The 25,709-nt window shown below is 29.8% G+C and carries 32 protein-coding genes and 1 tRNA gene; 22 read left to right on the forward strand and 11 right to left on the reverse strand.

The annotated features are described in order from the left end of the window. Positions 1–11: 11 nt before the first annotated feature. Genes ykgO through SAR11_RS02930 form a run of 6 tightly spaced genes read left to right on the forward strand, consistent with a single transcriptional unit; the run spans position 12 to position 3,765 of the window. Positions 12–137 (forward strand): type B 50S ribosomal protein L36, encoded by a 126-nt coding sequence (ykgO, locus tag SAR11_RS02910; RefSeq protein WP_006997331.1) that lies wholly within the window; start codon positions 12–14, stop codon positions 135–137. Between the two features lie 5 nt (positions 138–142). Continuing rightward, on the forward strand, positions 143–253 hold the full coding sequence (locus SAR11_RS06905; protein ID WP_018413861.1) for an aa3-type cytochrome c oxidase subunit IV: 111 nt from the start codon (positions 143–145) through the stop codon (positions 251–253). Positions 254–262: 9 nt separating this feature from the next. Further along, positions 263–1,351 carry a Re/Si-specific NAD(P)(+) transhydrogenase subunit alpha gene (locus tag SAR11_RS02915; RefSeq protein ID WP_006997330.1) on the forward strand — a complete coding sequence of 363 codons (1,089 nt, stop codon included), beginning with the start codon at positions 263–265 and terminating at the stop codon, positions 1,349–1,351. 4 nt (positions 1,352–1,355) lie between these two features. Continuing rightward, positions 1,356–1,664 (forward strand): proton-translocating transhydrogenase family protein, encoded by a 309-nt coding sequence (locus tag SAR11_RS02920; RefSeq protein WP_006997329.1) that lies wholly within the window; start codon positions 1,356–1,358, stop codon positions 1,662–1,664. A 2-nt stretch (positions 1,665–1,666) separates the two neighbouring features. After that, on the forward strand, positions 1,667–3,061 hold the full coding sequence (locus tag SAR11_RS02925; protein ID WP_011281788.1) for an NAD(P)(+) transhydrogenase (Re/Si-specific) subunit beta: 1,395 nt from the start codon (positions 1,667–1,669) through the stop codon (positions 3,059–3,061). A 5-nt stretch (positions 3,062–3,066) separates the two neighbouring features. Next, entirely contained in the window at positions 3,067–3,765 is a 699-nt protein-coding gene (locus SAR11_RS02930; RefSeq protein WP_011281789.1) for a transaldolase family protein, read from the forward strand. 18 nt (positions 3,766–3,783) lie between these two features. On the opposite strand, the gene SAR11_RS02935 is transcribed toward SAR11_RS02930, so the two are convergent. The 11 genes from SAR11_RS02935 to tkt form a co-directional block, all read right to left on the reverse strand. Then, positions 3,784–3,860: transfer RNA gene (locus SAR11_RS02935), tRNA-Met, on the reverse strand. A gap of 6 nt (positions 3,861–3,866) precedes the next feature. After that, positions 3,867–4,061, reverse strand: a complete 195-nt coding sequence (rpsU, locus tag SAR11_RS02940; protein ID WP_006997326.1) for a 30S ribosomal protein S21 — start codon at positions 4,059–4,061, stop codon at positions 3,867–3,869. A gap of 55 nt (positions 4,062–4,116) precedes the next feature. Next, complete coding sequence (locus SAR11_RS02945) at positions 4,117–4,704, reverse strand: DUF1013 domain-containing protein (RefSeq protein WP_011281790.1); 588 nt, start codon at positions 4,702–4,704, stop codon at positions 4,117–4,119. Further along, on the reverse strand, positions 4,705–4,935 hold the full coding sequence (gene rpmE, locus SAR11_RS02950) for a 50S ribosomal protein L31 (protein ID WP_006997324.1): 231 nt from the start codon (positions 4,933–4,935) through the stop codon (positions 4,705–4,707). A 35-nt stretch (positions 4,936–4,970) separates the two neighbouring features. Then, positions 4,971–5,711 (reverse strand): inositol monophosphatase family protein, encoded by a 741-nt coding sequence (locus SAR11_RS02955; RefSeq protein ID WP_011281791.1) that lies wholly within the window; start codon positions 5,709–5,711, stop codon positions 4,971–4,973. A gap of 5 nt (positions 5,712–5,716) precedes the next feature. After that, the gene (efp, locus tag SAR11_RS02960) at positions 5,717–6,277 is read right to left on the reverse strand and encodes an elongation factor P (protein ID WP_006997322.1); all 561 of its coding nucleotides are present in this window, start codon (positions 6,275–6,277) and stop codon (positions 5,717–5,719) included. Further along, positions 6,274–6,897 carry a thiamine phosphate synthase gene (thiE, locus tag SAR11_RS02965; protein WP_011281792.1) on the reverse strand — a complete coding sequence of 208 codons (624 nt, stop codon included), beginning with the start codon at positions 6,895–6,897 and terminating at the stop codon, positions 6,274–6,276. The genes efp and thiE overlap by 4 nt, the downstream gene beginning before the upstream one ends. Continuing rightward, positions 6,884–7,894: a class I fructose-bisphosphate aldolase gene (locus SAR11_RS02970; RefSeq protein WP_011281793.1), complete on the reverse strand. Its 1,011-nt coding sequence runs from the start codon at positions 7,892–7,894 to the stop codon at positions 6,884–6,886. Before SAR11_RS02970 ends, thiE begins: the two co-directional genes overlap by 14 nt. A gap of 1 nt (position 7,895) precedes the next feature. Beyond that, the gene (locus SAR11_RS02975) at positions 7,896–9,074 is read right to left on the reverse strand and encodes a phosphoglycerate kinase (RefSeq protein ID WP_011281794.1); all 1,179 of its coding nucleotides are present in this window, start codon (positions 9,072–9,074) and stop codon (positions 7,896–7,898) included. Next, positions 9,074–10,081 (reverse strand): type I glyceraldehyde-3-phosphate dehydrogenase, encoded by a 1,008-nt coding sequence (gap, locus tag SAR11_RS02980; protein ID WP_011281795.1) that lies wholly within the window; start codon positions 10,079–10,081, stop codon positions 9,074–9,076. Before gap ends, SAR11_RS02975 begins: the two co-directional genes overlap by 1 nt. A 2-nt stretch (positions 10,082–10,083) precedes the next feature. After that, positions 10,084–12,042 carry a transketolase gene (tkt, locus tag SAR11_RS02985; RefSeq protein WP_011281796.1) on the reverse strand — a complete coding sequence of 653 codons (1,959 nt, stop codon included), beginning with the start codon at positions 12,040–12,042 and terminating at the stop codon, positions 10,084–10,086. Between the two features lie 53 nt (positions 12,043–12,095). Here tkt and SAR11_RS02990 point away from each other — a divergent pair, with 53 nt between their 5' ends. The 16 genes from SAR11_RS02990 (at position 12,096) to glmM (ending at position 25,709) form a co-directional block, all read left to right on the forward strand. Next, on the forward strand, positions 12,096–12,419 hold the full coding sequence (locus tag SAR11_RS02990) for a hypothetical protein (RefSeq protein ID WP_006997316.1): 324 nt from the start codon (positions 12,096–12,098) through the stop codon (positions 12,417–12,419). Continuing rightward, complete coding sequence (zapA, locus tag SAR11_RS02995) at positions 12,407–12,853, forward strand: cell division protein ZapA (RefSeq protein WP_006997315.1); 447 nt, start codon at positions 12,407–12,409, stop codon at positions 12,851–12,853. The genes SAR11_RS02990 and zapA overlap by 13 nt, the downstream gene beginning before the upstream one ends. Positions 12,854–12,857: 4 nt before the next feature. Then, positions 12,858–13,406, forward strand: coding sequence for a 5-formyltetrahydrofolate cyclo-ligase (locus SAR11_RS03000; protein ID WP_006997314.1), 549 nt, complete (start codon positions 12,858–12,860; stop codon positions 13,404–13,406). Continuing rightward, entirely contained in the window at positions 13,403–14,209 is an 807-nt protein-coding gene (locus SAR11_RS03005; RefSeq protein WP_011281797.1) for a TIGR00282 family metallophosphoesterase, read from the forward strand. Before SAR11_RS03000 ends, SAR11_RS03005 begins: the two co-directional genes overlap by 4 nt. 5 nt (positions 14,210–14,214) lie before the next feature. Continuing rightward, the gene (locus SAR11_RS03010; protein WP_011281798.1) at positions 14,215–14,940 is read left to right on the forward strand and encodes a YebC/PmpR family DNA-binding transcriptional regulator; all 726 of its coding nucleotides are present in this window, start codon (positions 14,215–14,217) and stop codon (positions 14,938–14,940) included. Then, positions 14,940–15,434 (forward strand): hypothetical protein, encoded by a 495-nt coding sequence (locus SAR11_RS03015; RefSeq protein WP_011281799.1) that lies wholly within the window; start codon positions 14,940–14,942, stop codon positions 15,432–15,434. The genes SAR11_RS03010 and SAR11_RS03015 overlap by 1 nt, the downstream gene beginning before the upstream one ends. Before the next feature lie 53 nt (positions 15,435–15,487). Beyond that, entirely contained in the window at positions 15,488–16,162 is a 675-nt protein-coding gene (gene tolQ, locus SAR11_RS03020) for a protein TolQ (RefSeq protein WP_011281800.1), read from the forward strand. Between the two features lies 1 nt (position 16,163). Next, entirely contained in the window at positions 16,164–16,580 is a 417-nt protein-coding gene (gene tolR / locus SAR11_RS03025; RefSeq protein ID WP_006997309.1) for a protein TolR, read from the forward strand. Between the two features lie 5 nt (positions 16,581–16,585). Next, positions 16,586–17,395, forward strand: a complete 810-nt coding sequence (locus SAR11_RS03030; RefSeq protein ID WP_006997308.1) for a hypothetical protein — start codon at positions 16,586–16,588, stop codon at positions 17,393–17,395. Positions 17,396–17,397: 2 nt separating this feature from the next. Further along, on the forward strand, positions 17,398–18,738 hold the full coding sequence (tolB, locus tag SAR11_RS03035; RefSeq protein ID WP_006997307.1) for a Tol-Pal system beta propeller repeat protein TolB: 1,341 nt from the start codon (positions 17,398–17,400) through the stop codon (positions 18,736–18,738). A gap of 24 nt (positions 18,739–18,762) precedes the next feature. Further along, positions 18,763–19,305, forward strand: a complete 543-nt coding sequence (gene pal, locus SAR11_RS03040; RefSeq protein ID WP_006997306.1) for a peptidoglycan-associated lipoprotein Pal — start codon at positions 18,763–18,765, stop codon at positions 19,303–19,305. Between the two features lie 86 nt (positions 19,306–19,391). Further along, a complete protein-coding gene (ybgF, locus tag SAR11_RS03045; protein ID WP_011281802.1) occupies positions 19,392–20,366 on the forward strand; it encodes a tol-pal system protein YbgF in 975 nt (324 codons plus the stop codon). Beyond that, on the forward strand, positions 20,326–21,381 hold the full coding sequence (gene tilS, locus SAR11_RS03050; protein WP_041185778.1) for a tRNA lysidine(34) synthetase TilS: 1,056 nt from the start codon (positions 20,326–20,328) through the stop codon (positions 21,379–21,381). The genes ybgF and tilS overlap by 41 nt, the downstream gene beginning before the upstream one ends. A 51-nt stretch (positions 21,382–21,432) precedes the next feature. Further along, the gene (ftsH, locus tag SAR11_RS03055; RefSeq protein WP_011281804.1) at positions 21,433–23,319 is read left to right on the forward strand and encodes an ATP-dependent zinc metalloprotease FtsH; all 1,887 of its coding nucleotides are present in this window, start codon (positions 21,433–21,435) and stop codon (positions 23,317–23,319) included. A 6-nt stretch (positions 23,320–23,325) separates the two neighbouring features. Continuing rightward, entirely contained in the window at positions 23,326–24,378 is a 1,053-nt protein-coding gene (gene folP / locus SAR11_RS03060; RefSeq protein ID WP_011281805.1) for a dihydropteroate synthase, read from the forward strand. Then, on the forward strand, positions 24,378–25,709 hold the full coding sequence (gene glmM, locus SAR11_RS03065; protein WP_011281806.1) for a phosphoglucosamine mutase: 1,332 nt from the start codon (positions 24,378–24,380) through the stop codon (positions 25,707–25,709). The genes folP and glmM overlap by 1 nt, the downstream gene beginning before the upstream one ends.

The raw sequence follows: 25,709 nt of genomic DNA on the forward strand, positions 1-25,709 counted from the left end.
AAAAAAATATTATGAAAATTAAAAGCTCGTTAAAATCATTAAAAAAAAGAGACCTTAATTCTAAGTTAGTTAGAAGAAGAGGAAGAGTTTACATAATTAATAAAACAAACCCAAAATTTAAAGCAAGACAGAAGTAGTTTTTATGGACAATCAAGACCATAAGAATACCTGGAATAACTTCACAAAGTTTGTGTTGTGGGGAACTGTCGCTGTTATAGGTGTTTTAGTTTTAATGGCAATATTCTTGCTGTAGAGTTCTCTTATGAGAATTGTTTCAATTTTAGAAAATCAAAATATTGATAAAAGAATTGCTATCACTCCTGAAATTGCAAAAAAATATATAGCTCTTGGTTTTCAAATTACATTAGTTGAAAAATATGGGGAGCATCTAGGTTTTAAGGATAGTGACTACAAAGAGTTAGGTGTTGAAATTTCTACTGACGAAACACAAATATTAAGTAAAGCTAATATTATTATTCAGTTAGGGTTACTATCTGATGAAAATCTTTCAAATTTAAAAGAAAACCAAACACTCATTGGAGTATTTAATCCTTATAATAATAAAGAAAAAATAGAAAATTTGTCTAAAAAAAATATAAATGTTTTTTCTTTAGAAATGTTACCAAGAATTACTAGAGCTCAATCAATGGATATACTTTCATCTCAAGCTAACCTTGCTGGTTATAAAACAGTAATAGAGTCGTTTGCAAATTTTGAAAAAGCAATACCCATGATGATGACAGCAGCTGGCACTATTCCAGCTGCAAAAGTATTGGTGGTTGGTGCGGGTGTGGCTGGTCTTCAAGCAATTGCAACAGCAAAAAGAATGGGTGCAATAGTTTTTGCGACAGATGTTAGAATGGCTTCAAAAGAACAAGTTGAAAGCTTAGGTGGAAAATTTTTAACAGTTGAAGGATCTGAAAATTTAGAGACAGAAGGGGGTTATGCAAAAGAAGCATCTGAAGAATTTAAAAAAAAACAAGAAGATCTTTTAGCTGAAACTTTAAAAAAAATTGATATTGTAATATGTACTGCTTTAATTCCAGGCAAAAAAGCTCCATTAATTATTAAAGGTTCTATGATTGATAATATGCAATCAGGCTCTGTTATTTATGACTTAGCTGCAGTTCAGGGTGGAAATGCAGAATTTACTGAAGTTGATAAAGTTGTAGTTAAAAATGGAGTAAAGATTATGGGTGAAACAAATATCCTTAATAAACTTCCTGTTTCAGCTTCAAATCTATATTCAAAAAATGTATTTAATTTTGTGTCAAATTTATATGATAAAGAAAATAATAAGATTAATATTAATTTAGAAGATGAGATAATTGAAAAAACTTTAATAAAATAGAATTATGGAAATAGACCCTTTTATATTTAGATTAAGCATATTTATTTTATCAATTTTCATTGGCTATTACGTTGTATGGAGTGTAACTCCATCTCTACATACACCATTAATGTCAGTGACTAACGCAATATCATCCGTAATTATTGTTGGTGCTATAATTGCAGGGTTGGCCGGAAGTACAGAGAATGTTTTTACAATTTCGAACATTCTTGGTTTTTTAGCAATATCTCTTGCTGCTATTAATATATTTGGAGGATTTTTAGTTACTCAAAGGATGCTTCAAATGTATAAAAAAAAAAAGAAAGATAAATAATTATGTCAGCAAATTTATCAGCAATATTTTATTTAGTTTCAGGAGTTCTATTCATATTGGCATTAAGAGGTCTTTCATCGCCAGAAACCTCAAGACAGGGTAATTTTTTTGGAATTTTAGGAATGGTGATAGCTATTACTGTTACCTTTTTATCAGTTGGCAGTTTTTCTAGTGGGCTTATTTACGTACTGATTTTTTTATTAGTAGGTGGACTTATAGGGGCATTCATCGCTTATAAGATACCAATGACAGCTATGCCAGAGTTAGTAGCGGGGTTTCATAGCTTAGTTGGGCTATCAGCAGTTTTTGTTGCAATCTCAGCTTTCTTAAATCCGGAGGCATTTAATTTAGGATCACCCGGAGCCATTAAACTTGCAAGCTTAATTGAAATGTCAATTGGAGCTGCAGTTGGTGCAATAACATTCTCAGGCTCAATAATTGCCTTTTTAAAACTTCAAGGAATAATGTCAGGGTCACCAATAACTTTTAAAGGGCAGCATTTTCTTAATGCTTTATTGTTATTTTCAATTTTAGTTTTAACTTACTTATTATGCTCATCCCAGTCCTCTAATTTCTTTTGGATATTAATAGCAGTTTCATTTTTAATAGGATTTTTATTAATCATCCCAATTGGTGGAGCAGATATGCCTGTAGTGATTTCAATGTTAAATTCATACTCTGGTTGGGCTGCAGCAGGAATTGGTTTTACTTTAGAAAATACTGCATTAATTATAACAGGTGCTCTTGTTGGATCTTCTGGTGCAATTTTATCCTACATAATGTGTAAAGGTATGAACCGTTCTTTCTTTAATGTAATTTTAGGTGGATTTGGTGCAACAGAACAATCAGCATCAACTGGAAATAAAGAACAAAGACCAGTTAAGAGTGGTAATGCGGAAGACGCAGCCTTCTTAATGAAAAATGCATCATCTGTTATAATTGTTCCAGGTTATGGAATGGCGGTTGCTCAAGCACAACACGCATTAAGAGAAATGGTAGACACGTTAAAGAAAAATGATATTAAAGTTACTTATGCAATTCATCCTGTTGCAGGAAGAATGCCGGGGCATATGAATGTATTGTTAGCTGAAGCTAATGTTCCATATGATGAAGTTTTTGAACTTGAAGAAATCAATAATGATTTTGCTAATGCAGATGTTGCATTTGTAATTGGGGCAAATGATGTAACAAACCCTATTGCAAAAACAGATCCACAAAGTCCAATTTACGGAATGCCAGTTCTTGATGTTGAAAAATGTAAATCAGTATTATTTGTAAAGAGAAGTTTATCTCCTGGATACGCTGGAATTGATAATGAATTATTCTATAAAGATAATACTTTAATGCTATTTGCAGATGCAAAAAAAATGACTGAGGATATAACTAAAAATCTTTAAAATTAATGACAACAAAAATATTTTGTGACATTGCAGAATTAGATTTAATAAAGAAGTTCAATAAGAAAAAGATAGTTAAAGGTTTTACAACCAATCCTAGCTTAATGAGAAAAGCTGGAGCAAAAGATTACAAATCCTATTCAAAGAAAATATTAAAAATTTGCAACAATAAACCAGTCTCACTTGAGGTATTTGCTGACGAATACAAGGAGATGAAAAAACAAGCTCTTCAGATTAATACTTGGGGAAAGAATGTTTATGTAAAAGTACCGGTTGCAAACTCCAAAGGTATTTTTATGGGTAAAATTATTAAAGAACTTAATAACCTAGATATTAAACTTAATATCACAGCAATATATAGTGCAAAACAGACAGAAAAAATTCTGAAATTAATTAATAATAAAACTAAAGTTATAATTTCAATATTTGCAGGTAGAGCAGGGGATACTGGTAAGGACCCAGTTCCTGAATTTAAAAAAAGTATAGCTTTAGCAAAAAAATTTAAAAATGTAGAAATACTTTGGGCGAGCGTTAGAGAGCCCTATAATTACTTACAAGCAAAACAATTGGGATGTCATATTATAACTATCCCACCAACAACTATTGAGAAAATTGAAAATTTTGGGAAAACGTTTGATCAACTTACTAAGGAAACCGTTAAAGCGTTTTTGGTTGATAGTAAAAAATCTAAGTTTAAAATTTAATTAATTTGTTACTGAAATTGGTTGCGGGGGACGGATTTGAACCGCCGACCTTCAGGTTATGAGCCTGACGAGCTACCAGACTGCTCCACCCCGCGGTATATTTAAATTCTATTTTTAAGCTTATTAAGCTTTTTAACTCTTTTAATATTTTCTTGTAAAATTCTTTTTTTCTTTTCAGAAGGTTTTTCGTAAACACTTTTTAATTTTACTACTTTAAAAAAACCATCTCTTTGTAATTTTCTTTTAAGAACTCTAAGTGCTTGTTCAATATTGTTATCTTTGACTTCTATTTTCATAAATATTTTTTAAGAATGTTTAACTACCATCATATAATTTTGGTGTCTATTAAAATTATTCAATGTTCGAAACTTCTCTTGTTAGTTTGGCTTTCTCTTTTTCCTTTTTTTCCCTTTTTATTCTTCTTTCAGCTTTTTCAATAGCCTCAATTAGATCCTTTTGAGAGAACAACCCTAATGCTACAGGGTCTTTAGGATTTAAATTATTATAATTCCAATAACTTTTGTTTTTAATAGCGGTTACAGAAGCCTTTGTTATTCCAACTAGTTTTGCTATTTGTGAATCTTTTAATAATGAATGATGTTTGATCAGCCATAAAGCTGAGTCTGGTTTATCTTGTCTTTTAGACAAGGGAATATATTTTTTAATCTTTTTATCTTCAGTTGAAATTTCAATATCAGTATTTTTTATCTGTAATTCTTTATTTTCATCTTTAGATGCTAGCTCAATTTCTTCTCTAGTAAGCTGGCCCGATATAATCGGGTTGTAAGCCATTATTCCTTTTGCAACTTCACCATCTGCAATACCTTGCACTTCAACCTCATGTAAATTACAAAACTTTGAAATTTGTTTAAAAGTAAGTGTTGTATTCTCTACTAACCAAACAGCTGTTGCCATCGGCATTAATGGTACGTTTGACATTTAATCTTTCTTTTCTGATCTGAAGTTTTGGAATTTTTTATTGAATTTGCTTACACGACCCTTATCCATTAGTTTTTGCTTTCCACCTGTCCAAGCAGCATGAGATTTTGGATCGATTTCTAATTTTAAAACCTCTCCTTCTTTTCCCCAAGTTGATCTTGTCTCAAATTGTGTTCCATCAGTCATTTCTACTTTAATTGTGTGGTAGTCTGGGTGTATGTCTTTTTTCATATCGAGACTTATAGCAAAAGAATTTTATAAAACAATTAAAAGTTCTTTAATTTTTCAAGCATTTTGTCATTAATTGCCATACTAGAAGCTCTTATTTTGATATTTTTATTTTGTGAAAGGTCAATTTCATTAATTAAGCCACCTGCTTCTTTTACCAATATTATGCCAGCAGCTATATCCCACAAATTTAGATCATTTTGAAAATAACCATCGTACCTACCAGCTGCAACATAGGCAATATCAAGTGCTGCACTTCCAGATTTTCTTAAAGGCAAATCAACTTCATTTTTAGTTATGCCGCCTGTAGCAAACAAGCAGCTATTAAGCTCTCTTTTTTTTGATACTCTAATTCTTTGATTATTAAAGAACGCACCACTTTCTTTTTCAGCATAAAACATTTCATCTTTTATTGGGTCATAAATTAAACCTGAGACTATTTCATCACCAGATTTTAAAGCAATTGAAATTGCAAAGTGAGGAACACCATGCAAAAAATTAGTAGTGCCATCTATAGGGTCTATTATCCATGTATGTTCTTTATCTTTATTAGTTTCAGAACCTTCTTCTTCACTAATAATAGAATAGTAGGGTCTTGCTTTTTTTAATTCTTCTATAATTATTTTCTCAGCTTTTAAATCAGCATTTGATACAAAATCAGTAGGGCCTTTGATTGAAACTTGTAGTTTTTCTATTTCTCCAAAATCTCTAATTAAAGCTCTAGACGCTTTTTCTGCAGCCTTTATCATAACATTTAGATTGGCTGATATTGATTGCATATAATTTATATTTTTTTGACATATTCCATAGTTCTCGTATCGACTATGATTTTATCTCCGCTTTCAATAAATGGAGGGACTTGAATATTCACACCATTATCTAAAGTTGCGGGCTTATAAGAAGAAGAAACTGTTTGCCCCTTTAAAGCAACATCAGTTGTATCAACTGTGCACGTTACCTGATTAGGCAATTCAACTGTTAAAGGTTTTTCATTATAAAAACTTATACTGACTTCTAAGTTTTCAGTTAACATTTTACCTTTTTCTCCAATTGTTTCTTTTTTAATATTTATTTGTTCATAAGATTTTGGATCCATGAAATAATAATCAATTTCATCGCTATAAAGATAATTAAATTTTGTTTCATCTAATGAAGCTTTTTCAACGGACTCACTTGATCTAAATCTTTCATTTAATTTTGTATTTTTGTTAACACTTTTCATCTCAACTTGGGCAAAAGCACCACCTTTGCCAGGTTTTACATGTTGTGTCTTTAAAACTTGCCAAAGATCATTCTTATATTCAATTAACATTCCAACTCTAATTTCACTTGCGTATAATTTCATTTTAATTTTCTAATAGCTTCTAATGGTTTGTATTTTTTATTATTCCAAATGTAGCCTGAAATAGCCAAAAAGTTAGCTTTATTCAATAAAAGTTTTTTATAATTACTAAGCTTTATACCTCCAATAGCTACAATTGGTAAGGAGGTTATTTTTTTAATAGATTTTAATACAGTTAAACTGGCTCTATATTTAACTGTTTTAGTTTTAGTTGCATAAAATGCACCAAAAGCTAAATAATCAGCACCATCATTAATTGCTTTTTTTGCTAGATTTATAGAATTATGACAGGTCACACCAATAATTTTGTTCTTTAATATTTTTCTAGCTTTTATTAAGTCCATATCTTTTTGACCCAAATGGCACCCATCTGCATTTAATTTTTTAGCAAGTAAGGGGTCATCGTTGATTAAAAATTTGACTTTGTGCTTATTGCAAATTTTTTTAATTTTTTTTCCAATAATTAGTTTATTTAAATTTGTTTCTTTTTTAAGTCTTAGTTGAAAAAAACTTATTTTTTTGGAACTTAATACAAGAGCTAAATCATCATAAAAATTTATATCTGGTATTTTATTTGGAGAAATTAGATAAACAAATTTCTTATTTATTTTATTTTGCTTCAAGTTCTTTTGACCATTTACCTTGAGCCGCAAGTGTGCACATATTTGCTCTGTGGTTAAAGACTTTTTGAGTGCCACTAGTATTATTAATATCTTTTGACCAAAATTTAAGTGCACTTTGTTGTAAGGCTCTACCATATGAATAAGTCATAATAAAATTAGTGTCATTATACTTATTAATTAAGTTTAAATTCTCTGTAGCTTCTACTTCTGTTTGACCACCTGATAAAAAAGCAATTCCTGGTACGTCGGTTGGTACATTTTCTTTTAAACATTTAAGGGTAAGTTTTGCAACTTCTTCACTTGATATCTTTTTATCAGAAGTGGTTCCTGCTAAAATCATATTAGGTTTTAAAATTATTCCACTTAAATCAATTTTATGAAGTAATAATTCTTCAAAGCATTTTTGAATAACTTCAGAAGTTTTGTTAAAACAAGTTTCAGCAGCGTGATCTCCATCCATTAAAACTTCAGGCTCTACAATTGGAACCATTCCACATTCTTGAACTAAAGCTGAATATCTTGCCAGTGCATGAGCATTGGAGTGGATGGATAATTTGCTTGGATATTTATCTGAAATATTAAAAACACCTCTCCACTTTGTAAATCTTGCACCAAGTTTATAATAATCTTTTAGTCTTTCTCTTAAGCCATCCAGGCCTTCTGTAATTTTTTCTTCATGGGAGCCTGCTAGAATTTTTGCTCCTGTATCAACTTTAATACCCGGAACTGCTCCAGACTCAGAAATTAATTCTGGAATAGTCTGCTTCAAGTTAGATGTTTGGTTGATAGTTTCATCATACAAAATAACACCACCAATAAAATCTTTCATCCCACTTGATGAAAAGAGAGTTTCTCTGAATAAAAGTCTATTTTCTGGGCTGGAAGGTACATTAACTGACTCTAATCTTTTAGTCATGGTTCCATTGCTTTCGTCTGCTGCAAGGATTCCCTTGCCATTAGACAATATCTTTAATGCAATTTTGTTAAGTTCTGACATGTTAATTAAGAGCCTTTATACCAGGAAGTTCTTTTCCTTCAAGATATTCTAAAAAAGCACCACCCGCAGTTGAAACAAAATTAAAATTATTAGTTGCTCCAATACCATTCAAAAGAGAAACAGTATCACCACCACCTGCAACTGAGTAAATTGTATTATTCTTATTTTTTTCAATAATCTTTTTTGCTATTTCAATACTTCCTTTAGCAAAGTTAGGATTTTCAAAATAACCAGCTGGCCCATTCCATAAGATAGTACTACTTTCTTCAATTAATAAATTAATAGCTTTAATTGTCTTGGGACCAATATCTAAAATTAACTCGTCTTTAGAAATATTATTTAGTTCCTTTATTTCAGCTGATCCTTCTAAACTTTTCCCTACAGCAACATCCTCAGGGTAAATTATCTTACAGTTTTCTTTTTTTGATAAAGAAAATATTTCTTCAATAATTTTATCACAATTATCTTCTTGAATAGATTTTCCAATTTCACACTCTTTATATTTAAGTATATTATTAGCCATTCCACCAACTATTATAATATTATCAAATTTAGTAATTAAATTCTTAATGATATTAATTTTAGATGATATTTTAGAACCACCTATGATGCATGTTATAGGTCTTTGAATTTCAGATGTAATTTTAGTTAGTGCATCAATTTCTAGATTTAATTGAAGGCCAGCGTATGAAGGAATAAATTTAGTGATTTCAAAAATTGAAGCATGAGCTCTATGCGAACATGAGAAAGCATCATTAACATAGATATCTGCTAAACTTGCTAAATGCTTTGCAAAGCCATTGTCATTTTTTTCTTCCTCTTCATAAAACCTAAGATTTTCAAGTGTTACAATTTTTTCATCTTGTTCATTAAATAAATCATTAGAATTAATTTCTTTTATATTTTTTGAAATTAATCGTATATTTTCATTTAGTTTATTTTTTAGATCCTCACATATTGGTTTAAGGGAGAGTTCACTTACAACTTTGCCCTTGGGTCTACCTACATGAGATAGTATTATTATCTTTGCTTCATTTTTTAATAAAAAATTAATAGTAGGTAAAATTTTATCTATTCGAGTGGTGTCAGTAATTTTTCCATTATCTAATGGAACATTTAAATCCAACCTAAGTAATACTTTTTTTTGATTAAGATTAGTCTCGTCTTGAATATTTCTCATTAAGAGACTTGATGAAGATGTTCTGCTATGTCACACATTCTATTTGAAAAGCCCCATTCGTTATCATACCACGCTGAAATTTTTCCCATATTTTTACCAACCACATTAGTCAAAGATAAATCAACAATTGCTGAAGCTGAATTATGATTAAAATCAATTGAAACTAATTTTTCTAATGTAACTTCTAAAACTTTCTTTGATTGTTCTTTAGAGGCGATAGTAAATGCCTCATTAATTGTCTCTTTGCTCATCTCTTTTTTTGTACAAAAAACTAGCTCTATAAGGGAAACATTAGGAGTTGGCACTCTCATTGCAATGCCTTCAAGTTTTCCTTTTAATGAAGGAATAATCTCACCGATTGCTTTTGAAGCACCTGTGGAAGTTGGTACAATCGATTGACTAGCAGATCTTGCTCTTCTAGGATCTTTATGGGAATTATCTAGAATTCTTTGGTCACTTGTGAAAGCATGAATAGTTGTCATAAACCCTTTTTCAATTTCAAAAGTTTCATTTAAAATGTTAGCCACAGGTGCAAGACAGTTAGTTGTACAAGAGGCTGCAGAAACAATTTGATCATCTTTTGTCAAAATATTTTCATTTACGCCATAGACAATTGTTTTATCTGCATTTTTGCATGGAGCTGAAACTATAACTTTTTTGGCGCCATTTTTTATATGAGCTAATAATTTTTCTTTTGAATTAAATTTTCCAGTACATTCAAAAACATAATCAACATCAAATTTTTTCCAGTTAATATCTTCAATATTAGATTCTTGTGAAAATGTTATTTTATTATTATTAATAATTAAATGTTTTTCATCATAATTTAAATCGGCATTAAATTTACCATGAATAGAATCGTATTTAATTAAAGAACAGCTGGCTTCAGAGTTTGATCGGTTATTGATGTGTTTGATTTCTATGTTTTTGTTTTGGCTTTCTATGATAGCTCTAATTACCATTCTACCAATTCTTCCCATTCCATTGATACCAACTTTTATTGTCATATTTAACTCTTTATTAGTTTTTTTGCTTTTTGTGAAATATTTTGAACTGTTAATCCAAAATATTTATAAATTTCTTTATAGGGTGCACTTTTGCCGAATGTATCAATTCCAAAAGCTAAACCCTCAGTTCCAATATATTTTTTCCAGCAATCAGTTGAAGCTGCTTCAATAGATATTTTAAATTTTGCTTCATTAAGAATTTTTTTCTTATATGCTTTTGACTGCAAATCAAAAATATCCTGGCATGGTACTGATATAACTTTAGAATATATTTTATCTTTGGCTAATTTATGGCTAGTTTCAATTGCTAAATTAACCTCAGAACCACTAGCAAATATCGTTAAATTAATTTTTTTATTTGTTCTTGAAACCTCATAAGCACCTAAAGAGCATTTGTTCATATTTGAATATTTTTTTCTAATAGGTTCAAGATTTTGTCTAGTTAAAGATAACACACTTGGTGTCTTCGAGTTTTTTAATGCTAGCTCCCAACACTCGATAGTTTCCATTCTGTCTGCTGGTCTAAAAACATTTAAATTAGGAATAGATCTTAATCCAGAGAGTTGTTCTATAGGTTGGTGTGTTGGTCCATCTTCCCCTAAACCAATTGAGTCGTGGGTCATCACATAAATAACTCGCTGTTGCATCAAAGCAGATAAACGAATGGAAGGTTTACAATAATCAGAAAATATTAAAAAAGTTCCCCCATATGGAATAAATTTACTATGAAGTGCTAAACCATTCATTATTCCTGCCATGGCGTGCTCCCTAACACCATAGTGAATATAATCACCATTAAAATTAACAGAATTAATAGCGTTATGATATTTGGTTTTAGTGTTATTAGATCCCGCTAAGTCAGCTGAACCACCAATTAACGTATTATTTTCTCTCGTAAGAGCATTAAGAGTTAACTCAGAAGCTTTTCTTGAGGCTAGACTTTTGTTTTCTCTAAGAGAATTTTGTTTTTCACTTTTTAAAGCTTTAGAGAAATTATTTTTAAAGACTTTATCTACTAAATTTTTTTTTCTTTTATAAATTTTACTCCATGCAGAATCAAGTTTTGCACCCTTATTACCAATTTTTCTCCATTCATTCAAAATACTTTTGGGAATTTCAAAAGGTTTGTGTTTCCAATCTAATACTTTTCTAACTAATTTGATTTCATCTAAACCAATTGGACTACCGTGCGAAGAGGCTTTACCAGATTTATTAGGTGAACCATAACCAATTTTTGTTTTGCATGAAATAACTGTTGGTCTTTTAGCATTTTGAACTTTTTTTAATGCAGAAAAAATTTCTCTTTCGTTATGACCATTGATTAGTATGTAATCCCAACCATAACTTTCAAATCTTTTTTTGAAATTATCTGAAACTGCCAAACTGGTTGGTCCATCAATTGATATCGAGTTATTGTCAAAAAGCATAACTAGATTTTTTAACTTTAAGTGTCCCGCTAAACTCATTGCTTCATGGCTAATGCCTTCCATTAAACATCCATCTCCAGCTAAAACATAAGTTTTATGGTTTATTATTTCTTTACCAAGTTTTTTCTTCAAAATTTCCTCTGCAATAGCAAAACCAACTGAATTAGCAATTCCTTGTCCAAGAGGACCTGTCGTAGTTTCAATACCAGTACCAGGGTGATATTCAGGATGACCTGCACAAATAGATTTTAATTGTCTAAAATTTTTAACATCATTCAAAGAAATACTTTTGTACCCAGTTAGATGTAATAAAGAGTAAAGAAGCATAGATCCATGACCAGCAGATAAAACAAATCTGTCTCTATTTATCCAGTTAGGATTTTTTGGATTAAATCTAAGAAAATTTTTAAACAAAACTGTTGCTACGTCTGCCATACCCATTGGCATTCCAGGATGACCCGAATTTGCCTTTTGCACAGCATCTATAGATAAAAACCTTATTGCGTTTGATAAATCTTTATGTAATTTGTTCAAAAATATCCTATCTAGACTTAGAAGACTCAATTTAATAATATAAATATATATATATGAAAACAGACAGTGAAAAAGAAAAAAAACTTAGTTTTGCACTTAATAAATTGAAGAGTTTGAATTTACAAAACCCAACGCTAAAGTCTAATTTAGAAAACTTAAACATTCAAAAAAATCAATTAGAAATTGAAAAAAAACAAATAGAAGAAAAATATCAAAATTTAGAAAGTGAATACAAAGCTCTTAATCAAAAATTAGAAGATATTAACCAGCAAAAAATAGAAGAACAAAAAAAAGAGACAGAATTTTCAGAAAAAATAGATGAATTAAATCAAGAAACAGATACTTTATTAGAAGAAATAGACAAATGGCAAATGTAAATATTAAATTTAATGGCAAAGAGTTTCTTCTATCTTGTGATGATGGACAGGAAGAGCATTTAGAAGAATTGTTAACTCATATTAATCAAAAATTTAGCAATTTAAAGAATGACCTTGGAAACATAGGGGAAAATAAACTTCTATTGATTACTTCAGTTCAAATAATGGATGAATATTTTGAAACTAAAAAAAAGGTAGAGCAAAAAAAAACTGAATTACAGAATTTATCAAATAAATTTAGAGAATTGAAATCATTAGTTTATGATTACAGAGATAGAAAAGAAGAAGAGATGAAGGAACTTCAACAAGATCATGAAAGTTTTAAAAAAGAAATAGAAAAAAATAAAGAAGATTATGAAAAAATAATCGAAGCTGCGGCAGATGAAATTGAAAATTTTGTTGAAAAAGCAAATTTAGAAAATCCAATTCAGTAGATTTGTGTTAAAATCTGAATTAAGAAAAAAAATTCTTAAAATAAGAAAAAAATTTAATACAAAAAATATTCAGCTCAACTTCAAGCAAATTGTAAAAATTCTTAAAAAAGAAAAGATAACCAATCAGATTATGATAGGTGGATACTACCCTGTAAACTTTGAGATAGACGACTTGACACTGTTAAGAAAATTTAAAAAGAATAAATTTAATATTTCTTTGCCCATAATTAAGAAAAACTTTCAAATGGATTTTTATTCATGGTCATTTTCTGAGCCCTTAAAAATAAATAAATATGGAATACCTGAACCAGAAGCTAAAAATATAGTATACCCTGACGTTTTATTAATTCCCTTGGTAGCATTTGATAAAAATTTAAACAGACTTGGATATGGTGGTGGATACTACGATAGATTAATTGAAAAATTATCAAAAAAAAAAAATATCATAAAGATAGGTTTGGCTTTTTCAATTCAAGAAATTGATAAAGTGCCAACTAATATGTATGATAAAAAATTAGATTATATTGTAACAAATAAAAATATTATAAAATGAAAATACTCTTTTTAGGTGATGTAGTTGGTATTTCAGGACGGTCGATGGTTTTGAATAATTTGCTATCAAAAATTAAAGATGAAAAAATCGATTTTGTAGTTGTTAATGGTGAGAATGCAGCTGACTCAGGTGCTGGTCTTACAGAGGAAATATGTAAAGATTTTTTTAACTGTGGTGTAGATGTTATTACAACGGGCAATCATGTGTGGGATCAGAAAGAAACAATGGCTCATATTGAAAAAGAAAATCGACTTCTTAGACCTAAAAATTTATTTGAACCATCTCCAGGAAAAGGCTTTGGAATATTTACTGCTAAAAATGAAATGAGAGTAGGAGTACTTAATTTGATGGGAAATGTTTTTATGAAGAAATGTGAAGATGTATTTGAAGCAGCTGAAAAATTTATGAAAAAATATAAGCTTAAAGAAGATTATGATTTTTTATTAGTCGATTTTCACGGTGAAATAACAAGTGAAAAGTCAGCTATGGGACATTTTTTTGATGGTAAAGCAACATTGGTTGTTGGAACTCACACACATATTCCAACAAATGATACTAGAATTTTAAAAGGTGGTACTGCTTATCAAACTGATGCAGGAATGTGTGGTGATTATGACTCAGTTATTGGAATGAATAAAGATAATTCAATTAATAGGTTTTTAAAAAAAAAGTCCACAAAACACTTTCCAGCAATTGGTGAAGCTAGTTTATGTGGTGTGATTGTTGAATGTGATGTAGAAACAGGGTTAGCAAAAACTGTAAAAAATTTTATACATGGAGGAGAATTAAAAAATTCTCAATAATTATTATGTCGGGTCATTCAAAATGGGCAAGTATAAAACACTCTAAAGGAAAAGCAGACAAACAAAGATCTAAAGTATTTTCAAAATTATCTAAAGAGATAAGTGTAGCAGCAAAACTAGGTGATAAAGATCCTGCGATGAACCCAAGACTTAGATCTGCAATTCAAGCAGCAAAATCAGCCAACATGCCAAAAGATAATATTGAAAGAGCTATTGCCAAATCTTCGGTTAATTCTGAAACAAATTATGAAAATTTAAGATATGAAGGATTTGGTCCAGATAAAATAGCCGTAATTGTGGAAGCATTAACTGACAATAAAAACAGAACAGCTTCCAATGTTAGATCTATATTTGTAAAAAGTGGTGGTAATTTAGGAACTCAGGGATCTGCTTCACATAACTTTAATCAATTAGGGATTATTAAAATTGATAAAAAAGAAATCTCAGATGAACAAATTTTTGAACTAGCAATTGAATCTGGTGCAGATGAGTGTATTTCAAATGATGAATTTCATGAAATTCAATGTCCTATGAGTGAAATTTATAATGTAAAAAAAAATTTAGAAAAAACAATTGCAAATTTTATTTCAACTGAGATTGAATGGGTTCCTTTAAATAGTGTAGATGTTGAAAAAGATAAAGTGGAAGCTGCATTAGAGTTTTTAGAAACATTAGAAGATGATGATGATGTTCAAAGTGTTTATTCAAATATAAATTTTAAGAATAACTAATGCTTATTATTGGAATAGACCCAGGCATAACAGGTTCTATTTGTTTTTTTCAAGATGGTAAAATAACTGATGTTATTGAAATGCCCAATATGCCTGAAGGGAAAAAAAATAAAAAACAAGTTAATGGTGCTCAAATTTATTACGAAATTTCTTCAAGAATTAAGGATATAAAAAAGGAAGATATCAAAGTTATAATTGAACAAGTATCAGCTATGCCAGGTCAAGGTGTGACTAGTATGTTTAATTTTGGACAATCGTTTGGTATTTTGAAAGGAATTTGTTCTGCAATGCAATTACCAATGTATTTTGTAAGACCGACAAAATGGAAAAAGTATTTTAACCTTATTAATTCAGAAAAAGACGCTAGTAGAACAAAAGCAATAGAGGTATTTCCTTATTTTTCATCAGAGTTATCAAGAAAAAAAGACTCAAATAAAGCTGATGCGATATTGATTGCTAGCTTTTATTACGAAACTTATAAACTAGAAGAATAAATAAAGACTTTAAAAGTCAAATTCATGACACATTTAAGTGTGAAACCTTCAATATGGAAGCTGACATTACATCTCAAGCAGTAGGCCTTGCCTCAAATACTGATTTTTCCTTGTGGAGTTTATTTTTAAGGGCAGATTTTATTGTAAAGTCAGTAATACTTATGTTGATTGGCTGCTCTATATATTCATGGGCTGTTATTATTGAAAAATTTAGACTGTTTAAAAAAATTAATTTAGAGTCTGAGGAATTTGAAGAAAAATTTTGGAAATCAAAATCAGCCGAATCTTTTTACAATAGTTTGCCAGCTGATGTAGAGAACCCTACGGCTTTGTTGTTTAAAGATACAATGCAAAGTTTATTAAAAGCCAAGAGTAAAACTAACCTAAATGAAAGAATAGCAAGCATACTTGAGGTTAATATTGAAAAACAAATTTCAAAAATAGACAAAGGTTTTACTTTTTTAGCAACAGTTGGTTCGACAGCACCTTTTATAGGTTTGTTTGGAACTGTATGGGGAATAATGAACTCATTCCAATCTATAGCAATCTCAAGAAATACAAGTTTGGCAATTGTAGCGCCAGGAATAGCTGAAGCCTTATTTGCAACTGCTCTTGGATTATTAGCTGCAATACCTGCAGTTGTTGCTTATAATAAATTTAATAACGACTCAAAAAAATATTCACAAAGATTAGAAAATTTTTCTAAAAGATTTTTATCAATAATATAAAATGGCTTTTAATCTCAAACGTTCATCAAAAGAGCCTATGAGTGAAATAAATGTTACTCCATTTGTTGATGTAATGTTGGTGTTATTAATTATATTTATGGTAACAGCACCATTATTAACAGTTGGAATACAAGTTGATCTACCCGAAAGCTCTGCTGACTCATTACCTGAAGAATTAGAACCATTAACATTATCTATAAACTCTAAAGGTGAAATATTTATTCAAGAATCTAAAGTTGAGTATGATAAAATTATTGCAAAGATTTTAGCTGTATCTAAAAATAGAACAGACACTAGAATTTATGTTCGAGGAGATAAATCGATCAACTATGGTAGAGTTTTAGAAATAATGGGAATGCTATCTGGCTCTGGCTTTACCAAAGTAGCATTAATTTCTGAGCCATATAAAGAGAGGTAACTAAAGTGAATAGAAATATTGTTATTTCTTTTGGGCTTCATATATTTCTTGTGGTAATCACAGCTATGAGCTTACCATTCCTTGCTAAAAAACCGATTGATCTTCCTCCGATTATATCAGTTGAGTTGATTCAAATCACAGACAAAACTAATATTCCTTTTGCACCAAAAGCAAAAAAAATAATAGAGAAAGTTAAAGAAAAAGAAAAAAAATTAGTTTCTGAACAGGCACCACCAAAAAAAATAAAAAAACAAAAGCCAGATGCTGTGCCATTGCCAGATGAAAAAATAGAAAAAATAAAGAAAATTAAAGATGAAAAACAAAACCCTGAAAAAGAAGAAACAGAAATTAAACAAATTTCAGAGTTTGAAAAAAAAGAACTATTTGACACTAATAGTATTGCTGCATTAATTGATAAATCTAAGACTGAGAGTGCAGAAACAAATAAAAAATCTAATAAAGTTACCCAAGATCAGGATAAAGATATGGATTTTTCTGGATTAACTTTAAGTGAAGAAGATGCTCTAAAAGCTCAAATTTTTGGTTGTTGGAGTATTCCTCTAGGGTTGCCGTTTAACGAAGATTTATTAGTTAGAATTAAGTTACAATTAAAGCCAGATGGTTCTATTATAAAAACAGAGATTCTTGATCATGCTAGAATGAATAGGCCTGGACAGGGATTTTATAAAGTGTTAGCTGAAAGTGCATTAAGAGCTATAAAACTTTGCCAACCTCTTAGAGTGCCTAGTACAGGTTATGAAAGATGGAAAGATATGCAGCTAAACTTTGATGCTAGAGAAATGTTAGAAGGATAAAAATGTTATTAAGATATTTATTTATATTATTTATTATTATTCCCATTAAAGCTTTTGCTTTAATTGAAGTTGATATTACTAGAGGAAATTTAAATCCTTTACCAGTTGCTGTATCCCCTTTATCAATAGATAATAAATCAAAAGAAAATTTTAAAAAAATTTTAAAACAAGAAGACTTAGGATCAGAAATTTCAATAGTTGTTGAAAATAATTTAAGACAATCTGGTCTATTTAATCCACTAGACAAAAATGCATTTCTTCAAGAACCAGATGTAGCTAATTTAAAACCAAGGTTTGAGGATTGGAATTTAATTAAAGCACAAGCTTTAGTAACAGGCAAGGTTACATTTGTAGATGAAAAGCTAAGAGTAGAATTTAGATTGTGGGATGTTTTAGCTGGAAAAGAAATGATGGCCTTGGCATTTACCACTGTTCCTAGTAACTGGAGAAGAGTAGGTCACATTATTACAGATAAGGTGTATGAACGCTTAACTGGAGAAAAAGGTTATTTTGATACTAGAATAATATATGTTTCTGAGGAAGGTCCTAAAACTAAAAGAATAAAAAAATTAGCAATAATGGACCAAGATGGCTTTAATAATAAATATTTAACACTTGGAAATGAATTAGTTTTAACACCAAGATTTAGCCCAACAAATCAGATGGTCACATATCTTTCTTATTTTAGAAATTTACCTAGGGTATATTTATTAGATATTGAAACTGGAATGCAAGAAGTAGTTGGAGATTTTCCTGGAATGACATTTGCCCCAAGGTTTTCACCTGATGGAAAAAAAATTATAATGAGTTTTGCTAAAGATGGCAATTCTGATATTTATACTATGGATCTTGAAAACAGAATTGTTGAAAGAATTACCAATCATCCATCAATTGATACATCACCCTCTTACTCACCAGATGGAAAAAAAATTACTTTTAACTCAGACAGAAGTGGCTACCAACAAATTTATGTAATGGATAGTAATGGAAAAAATGTTAAGAGAATCTCATTTGGGAATGGCTTGTATGGAACTCCAGTTTGGTCTCCAAGAGGTGATTTAATTGCATTTACAAAGCTTCATAAAGGAAAATTTTATATAGGAGTAATGAGAACAGATGGAACTGGTGAAAGACTGCTAACAGAGAACTTTTATCAAGAAGCTCCATCATGGTCACCAAATGGAAGGGTTCTTATCTTTTATAGAGAAACTAAGACTAACTCTAAAGGAGAAGGATTTTCAGCCAAATTATGGTCTATTGATTTAACAGGGTACAATGAAAAGATGGTTGAAACCGAAACTGATGCTTCTGACCCATCTTGGTCGTCTTTATTAAGCAATTAGTCTTAATTTTACTTGATTTTTAACTTGAAAGGTCTAATTAAATATGAAAAATATAAAGTATTACAAAACAAGGATCAAGGAGCAACAATGAACTTAAGCAAGATTTTAAAAAATGGATTTCTAATTATTTTAGCAAGTTTAGTATTAACTGCTTGTGCTACAAAAAAAACAACAACAGGACAAATGCAAGGTGATGTTTATACAGGAACAGATTCTGTTGAATATTTAGCTTCTGGTGTTCCAGATAGAGTTTTCTTTGCAACAAATGAAACTGTACTTACAACAGCTTCACGAGAAACTTTAAGAAAACAAGCTGCATGGTTAAGAAAAAATTCAGATATTAACGTTGTATTAGAAGGTCATGCTGATGAAAGAGGTACAAGAGAGTACAACTTAGCATTAGGTGAAAGAAGAGCTAATTCAGCAAAAGACTATTTAATGACATATGGAATTTCTTCAGAGAGAATTTCTGTATTAAGTTATGGTAAAGAGAGACCAGTAGATTCTGGATCTAACCCTTTAGCATGGTCTAAAAATAGAAGATCAGTTACTGTTAAAGCGAACTAATCAATTTAATAAATTATAAAAGACCCTATCACATTTGTGAATAGGGTCTTTTTTTTGCCATCATTATAATTACTACTCAATTTATTATGTTTAATTATAAAAAAATAATTCGATTAAAATTAATATTAGTCTTTATATTTTTTCCAAATATTATTTTTGCTGACAATCATAATGTAAATGAAATTTTAGAGTTAATTCAAAAAGATTTAAAAACCCTGGAAAAAGCTGTTTACTCAGGGTCAATTAATTCAAATAGTCAAACAGGCACAAACGAAAACTCTGAGGATGTTTTAACAAGACATCTTCTAAAATTGTCTGATGTTGAAAAACAATTTCAAGAACTGACTAATAAGTTTGAAGAAATTAATTTCAAGTTAGATAAATTATCAAATAGGCTTTCTAAGGTTCAAGCAGACAACCAAATTAGATTTCAAGATCTGGAAAATGCTTTATCATCTGGAGAAATTGGAAAAAAATTAACTTCAATACCAAAGGAACAAGTAGACAAAACTTTACCAGGCTCTTCACAACCTCAAGACTTAGGGTCTATTTCATATAAAGATACAGAAAGTGAAGAAACTAGTCAGCAAATACAATCAGTAGAAACTACTGCATCAATAGTGACAGAAAACTTTGAATCAGAAAAAAATATACTTCCAAATGCTACTCCAGAAAAACAATATGAATTTGCAACTAGTTTTTTAAAGGTAGGTGATTACAGCACTGCAGAGAGAGCTTTTAGAGAATTTGTGATAAATAATTCAGAGCATAAATTGGCAGGTAATGCTCAATATTGGTATGCTGAAACGTTTAGAATAAGACAGCTTTATACAGATGCAGCTACTGCTTATCTTGAAGGATATCAAAAATATCCAAAAGGTGAGAAGGCTCCTATAAATTTATTAAAACTTGGTGTATCAATGGTTCAAATAGGAGAAAAAGAGCAAGGTTGTAAAATGATTGTGGGGGTTGAAGAGCAATATCCTAAAGCAAATCAATCTGTGCTTCAAAAAGCAAAATATGAATCAAAAAAGTTTGAGTGTTCAAAACAAAACTCATAAACAAATTCTTAGTTTTTTAAAAGATCGAAAAATCTCAAAGGTTTATAGTGAATTCTCTTCCTCTTTAAATTCTGAGGAAAATTTAGCAGTAGCAGTTTCGGGTGGACCCGATAGTTTAGCATTGGCTTACTTGGCTAAATGCTATTCAATAAAAAATAAAATAAAAGTTAAATTTTTTTTAGTTGATCATAGACTTAGAAATGAGTCGACAAAGGAAGCAACGTTAGTAAAAAAAATTTTACAAAAAATTGGTATTACATGCAAAGTATTAATCTGGAAAGGTAAAAAACCTTCTAGAAATATTCAATCTTTAGCAAGGGAAGCAAGATATTCTTTACTATCAAAAGAATGTAAAAAAAATAATATTAAGTACTTATTATTAGGACATCATTCAAATGATTTAGTTGAAAATTTTTTAATTAGAGTGGTTAGAGGGAGCGGACTAAATGGATTGGTATCTTTTAACAAAAGTGTGAAATATAAAGATGAAGATCTAAATATTTTAAGACCATTACTTAACTTAGAAAAAAATGATTTAATCAATATTTCTAAAATAGTATTTAAATTTTTTATAAAAGATCCATCCAATATTAACGAGATATATAAAAGAACAAGAATTAGAACTTTATTAGAATTTCTTGCAAAAGAGGGATTGGACTTAAAAAAACTAAAATTAACCATAGATAATTTAAGAGACTCAGACAAATCAATTAAGTTTTATGTTAACAAAAATTTGAAGGATAATTCTACACATATTAAAACAAAAGATACTTATATTTTAAGTCATAATTTTTTTGATCAATCGCATGAAGTTGTTTTTAGATCTTTGACATTTGTTATTCAAAAAATAGGAAAAAAATACTATCCTGTTAGAGGAAAAAGTATCAACGAACTGATTAACCGAATTATCCTAAAGACATTTTCAAAAATAACTTTAGGAGGTTGTTTTGTTGAAAGAGTTAATGAGACCATATTAATTTCAAGGGAAAACACTAATAAAGTTAAGGTTTTGTAACAATTTGACACTTGTTTAATTAATAATAATTATTATCTTATAAGTATGAATATGAAGAATTTAGCAATGTGGGCAGTAATTGTTTTTCTAACAATAGGCCTTTATAATATGTTTAAGAACCCTCAAGCTAATGTGGGCAAAGGTAATTCTATTATATTTTCAGAATTTTTATCAGAAGTTGATAATGGTGGAGTTATAAAAGTTGATATTCAAGGAAACAATATTAGAGGAGTATTAGCTAATGGAAATACTTTTTCTACTTATTCACCGAATTATCCAAATTTAATTGAGAAGCTATCTGAAAAAGGGGTAAGTATATCAGCTGCTCCTTTAGAAGATAAGATGCCGTCTTTGTTTGGTGTTTTATTGTCGTGGTTTCCGATGTTGTTACTAATCGCTGTTTGGATTTTCTTTATGAGACAGATGCAGGGTGGCAAAGGTGGAGCCATGGGTTTTGGAAAATCTAAGGCAAAGATGATGAATGAATTAAAAGGTAAAGTTACTTTTGATGATGTCGCTGGAGTAGAAGAGGCTAAAGAAGAGGTAGAAGAAGTTGTTCAATTTTTAAAAGACCCTAAAAAGTTTAGTAGACTTGGTGGAAAAATACCAAGAGGATGTTTGTTAGTTGGTCAACCTGGAACAGGTAAAACTTTACTTGCTAGAGCTATAGCTGGGGAAGCAGGAGTTCCGTTCTTTACAATATCAGGATCAGATTTTGTTGAAATGTTCGTGGGTGTTGGAGCCTCAAGAGTTAGAGACATGTTTGAACAAGGTAAAAAAAATTCACCCTGTATTATTTTTATAGATGAGATAGATGCTGTTGGAAGAAGCAGAGGTGCTGGTCTTGGAGGAGGTAACGATGAAAGAGAGCAAACTTTAAACCAGTTATTAGTTGAAATGGACGGCTTTGATACGAATGAAGGTGTAATAATTATTGCCGCTACAAATAGACCTGATGTATTAGACCCAGCATTATTACGACCAGGTAGATTTGATAGACAGGTAGTTGTTGGACTTCCAGATATAATAGGAAGAGAAAAAGTATTAAAAGTTCATGTTAAAAAAATTAAAATGGCACCTGATGTAAATTTAAGAACAGTAGCTAGAGGAACCCCAGGTTTTTCAGGTGCAGATTTAGCAAATATAGTTAATGAAGCGGCATTACTTGCTGCAAGAAAAAATAAAAGACTAGTTACTCTAACTGAGTTTGAAGAAGCAAGAGATAAAGTGATGATGGGATCAGAAAGAAGATCCATGGTCATGACAGAAGAAGAAAAAACATTAACAGCTTACCACGAAGCTGGACATGCAATAGTAACTATTAATGAGGATGCGGCTCATCCAATTCATAAGGCAACAATCATTCCGAGAGGTCGTGCTTTAGGAATGGTTATGCAACTACCTGAGAGAGATCAGCTATCTCAAACAAGAGAACAGCTTCATGCTCAATTAGCTATAGCTATGGGTGGAAGAGTAGCAGAAGAAATCATATTTGGAGAAGATAAAGTTACAACTGGTGCATCTAGTGATATTGAACAAGCAACTCAAAGAGCAAGAGCTATGGTAATGCAAGCAGGCCTTAGTAAAGAGTTGGGACCAGTTGCCTATGGTTCGAATGAAGAAGAGGTATTTTTAGGAAGGTCTGTTGCGAGAACTCAAAATATGTCTGAAGAAACCTCAAGGAAAGTAGACTCAGAAATTAGAAAAATTGTAGATAAAGGTTATGAAAGAGCAAGAACAGTTTTAACTGAAAAAATTGACGATCTACATAAATTAGCTAAAGCTCTCTTAACATATGAAACACTTACAGGTGAAGAAATTGAAAACCTGATAAATAAAAATATATATCCAAGTAATAAAGAGGATTTAAAAGTTGAAGATGAAGATAAAGGTTCAGCTTTAAGTTCAATGGGTCTTAAGCCGAAAATAGTTCATTAATACTAAATGAAAAAATATTACACAAGAGCGTGTAATTTTGCTTATGGTCAATTTTCAATTGAATTAGTTAGAAAAAAAAAAAATCTTCCACTAAATGGTAATAAGAAAATTTCTTTTGGACAAATTGAAATTCTTACACGAACTTCTATCAAAAAAATTGATCTTAAAGATATAAAAAAATTACCCAAACTACTGAAAAAAAAAATTAATAAAGATCTCAAGACTATCGTTAAAAAAAATAAAAACTTTTCAAGTTTAAATTTTAATAAAATACCTAATATAATGGGTATATTAAATTTAACACCAGATAGTTTTTCTGATGGGGGTAAATTTAATAAAAAGAAAAAAGGAATATCTCATGCAAAGAATTTATTTAAATCTGGAGCAGATATTATTGATGTTGGTGGAGAATCAACAAGACCTGGATCTAAACCTGTAAGTAAAAAGGAAGAATGGAATAGAATAAAAGAAATATTAAAAGATGTTAATAAAAAAATTCCACTATCATTAGATACAAGAAAATCAGAAATTATGATTAAAGGGATTCATTTAGGAGTTAAACTTATAAATGACGTGTCAGGTCTAAGTTATGACCCTAAAACAGTTAAGGTATTGATAAAAAGCAAAACTCCATTTGTCATTCAACATTCACAAGGTACACCAGAAAAAATGCAAAAAAACCCTAAGTACAAAAATGAATTATTAGATATTTATGATTTTTTTGAACAAAAGATTAAATTTTTAAGATCCATGGGTATAAAACATAATAATATTGTAATTGATCCAGGAATTGGTTTTGGAAAAAATTTGAAACATAATATGAATTTAATTAGAAGCGTTTCTATTTTTCATACTCTTGGTTTTCCTATATTACTTGGACTTTCTAGGAAAAAATTTATTAAGGATTTATCTGGAAAAAATGATAGCAAGGAAAGATTAGGTGGAACAGTATCTTCTTCCATGTATGCAATAATGCAAGGAGTTCAAATTCTAAGAATTCATGATGTGAATGAATTAAGACAAAGTATAAAAGTGTTTAAAGAATTAATTAAAAACTAATGGCAAAAAAATATTTTGGAACAGATGGAATAAGAGGTGCCGTTAATAGTAAAAATATTAATGGAGACATGTTTTTTAAATTTGGTCTTGCAACAGGAACTTACTTTAAAACTCAAAAAAAAAAGAAACAAATAGCAATAATTGCTAAAGATACGAGACTCTCAGGGTATAGTTTGGAACCTGCGTTAGTATCAGGACTTACATCGGCTGGTATGCACGTTTATACATTAGGCCCACTTCCAACTAATGGCTTAGCAATGCTCACAAAGAGTATGAAAGCTAACATGGGAATTATGATTACAGCATCTCATAATCCATATCATGACAATGGGTTAAAATTATTTGGACCAGATGGGTTAAAACTGTCAAATAAAATTGAAAAAAAAATTGAAACTTTAATTGATCAAAAAATTGAAAAATCTTTATCAAAACCAAAAAAATTGGGTCGTGTAAAAAGGTTAGAAACTGCAAATAAAGATTATATAAAAATTTTAAAAAATAATTTACCAAAAGATTTTAACCTAAGAGGTTTAAGAATAGTGATTGATTGTGCAAATGGGGCTGGATACAAGGCTGGGCCTGAATTATTAAAATCTTTAGGTGCTAAAGTATTTTCAATCGGAATAAATCCTAATGGTCTTAATATTAATAAAAATTGTGGATCTACTTTTCCAAATAAAATCAGATTAGCAGTAAAGAGATATAAAGCACATATAGGAATTTCACTTGATGGAGATGCCGATAGAATTATTATGTGTGATGAAAAAGGTATTGTAATTGATGGAGATCAAATAATTGCTGCAATAGCAATGAGGTGGAAAAGAAAAAAAATGTTAAAAGGAGGTGTAGTTGGCACTTTAATGTCTAACTATGGATTAGAAAAGTTTTTTAAACTACATAATATAAAATTCTTAAGATCAAATGTAGGAGATCGCTTTGTAAAAGAGAAAATGCAAAAAAATAATTTTAATTTAGGTGGTGAACAATCAGGGCATATTATTCTAGGCAAATTTGCAACTACTGGAGATGGCTTATTAGTTGCTTTAGAAGTTTTATTTTCATTAAGAAAAGGAAAAAAAGCTAGTAGTTTTTTTAATACCTTTAATAAAACTCCACAAATATTAGAAAATATTGATGTTAAAGACAAAAATATAATTAAAAATATTGATATTAAAAATTCTATAAAATTAGCAGAAAAATTAATTAAAGGTCAAGGTAGAATATTAGTTAGAAGCTCAGGAACGGAGTCTAAAATCAGAGTAATGGGAGAGAGTGATAATATTAAATTACTTCAAAAATGTTTGAAAATCGTTTTAAGAAAAATTAAGTAA

The sequence above is a fragment of the Candidatus Pelagibacter ubique HTCC1062 genome (genome assembly GCF_000012345.1).
Taxonomy (GTDB): Bacteria; Pseudomonadota; Alphaproteobacteria; order Pelagibacterales; family Pelagibacteraceae; genus Pelagibacter; species Pelagibacter ubiqueversans.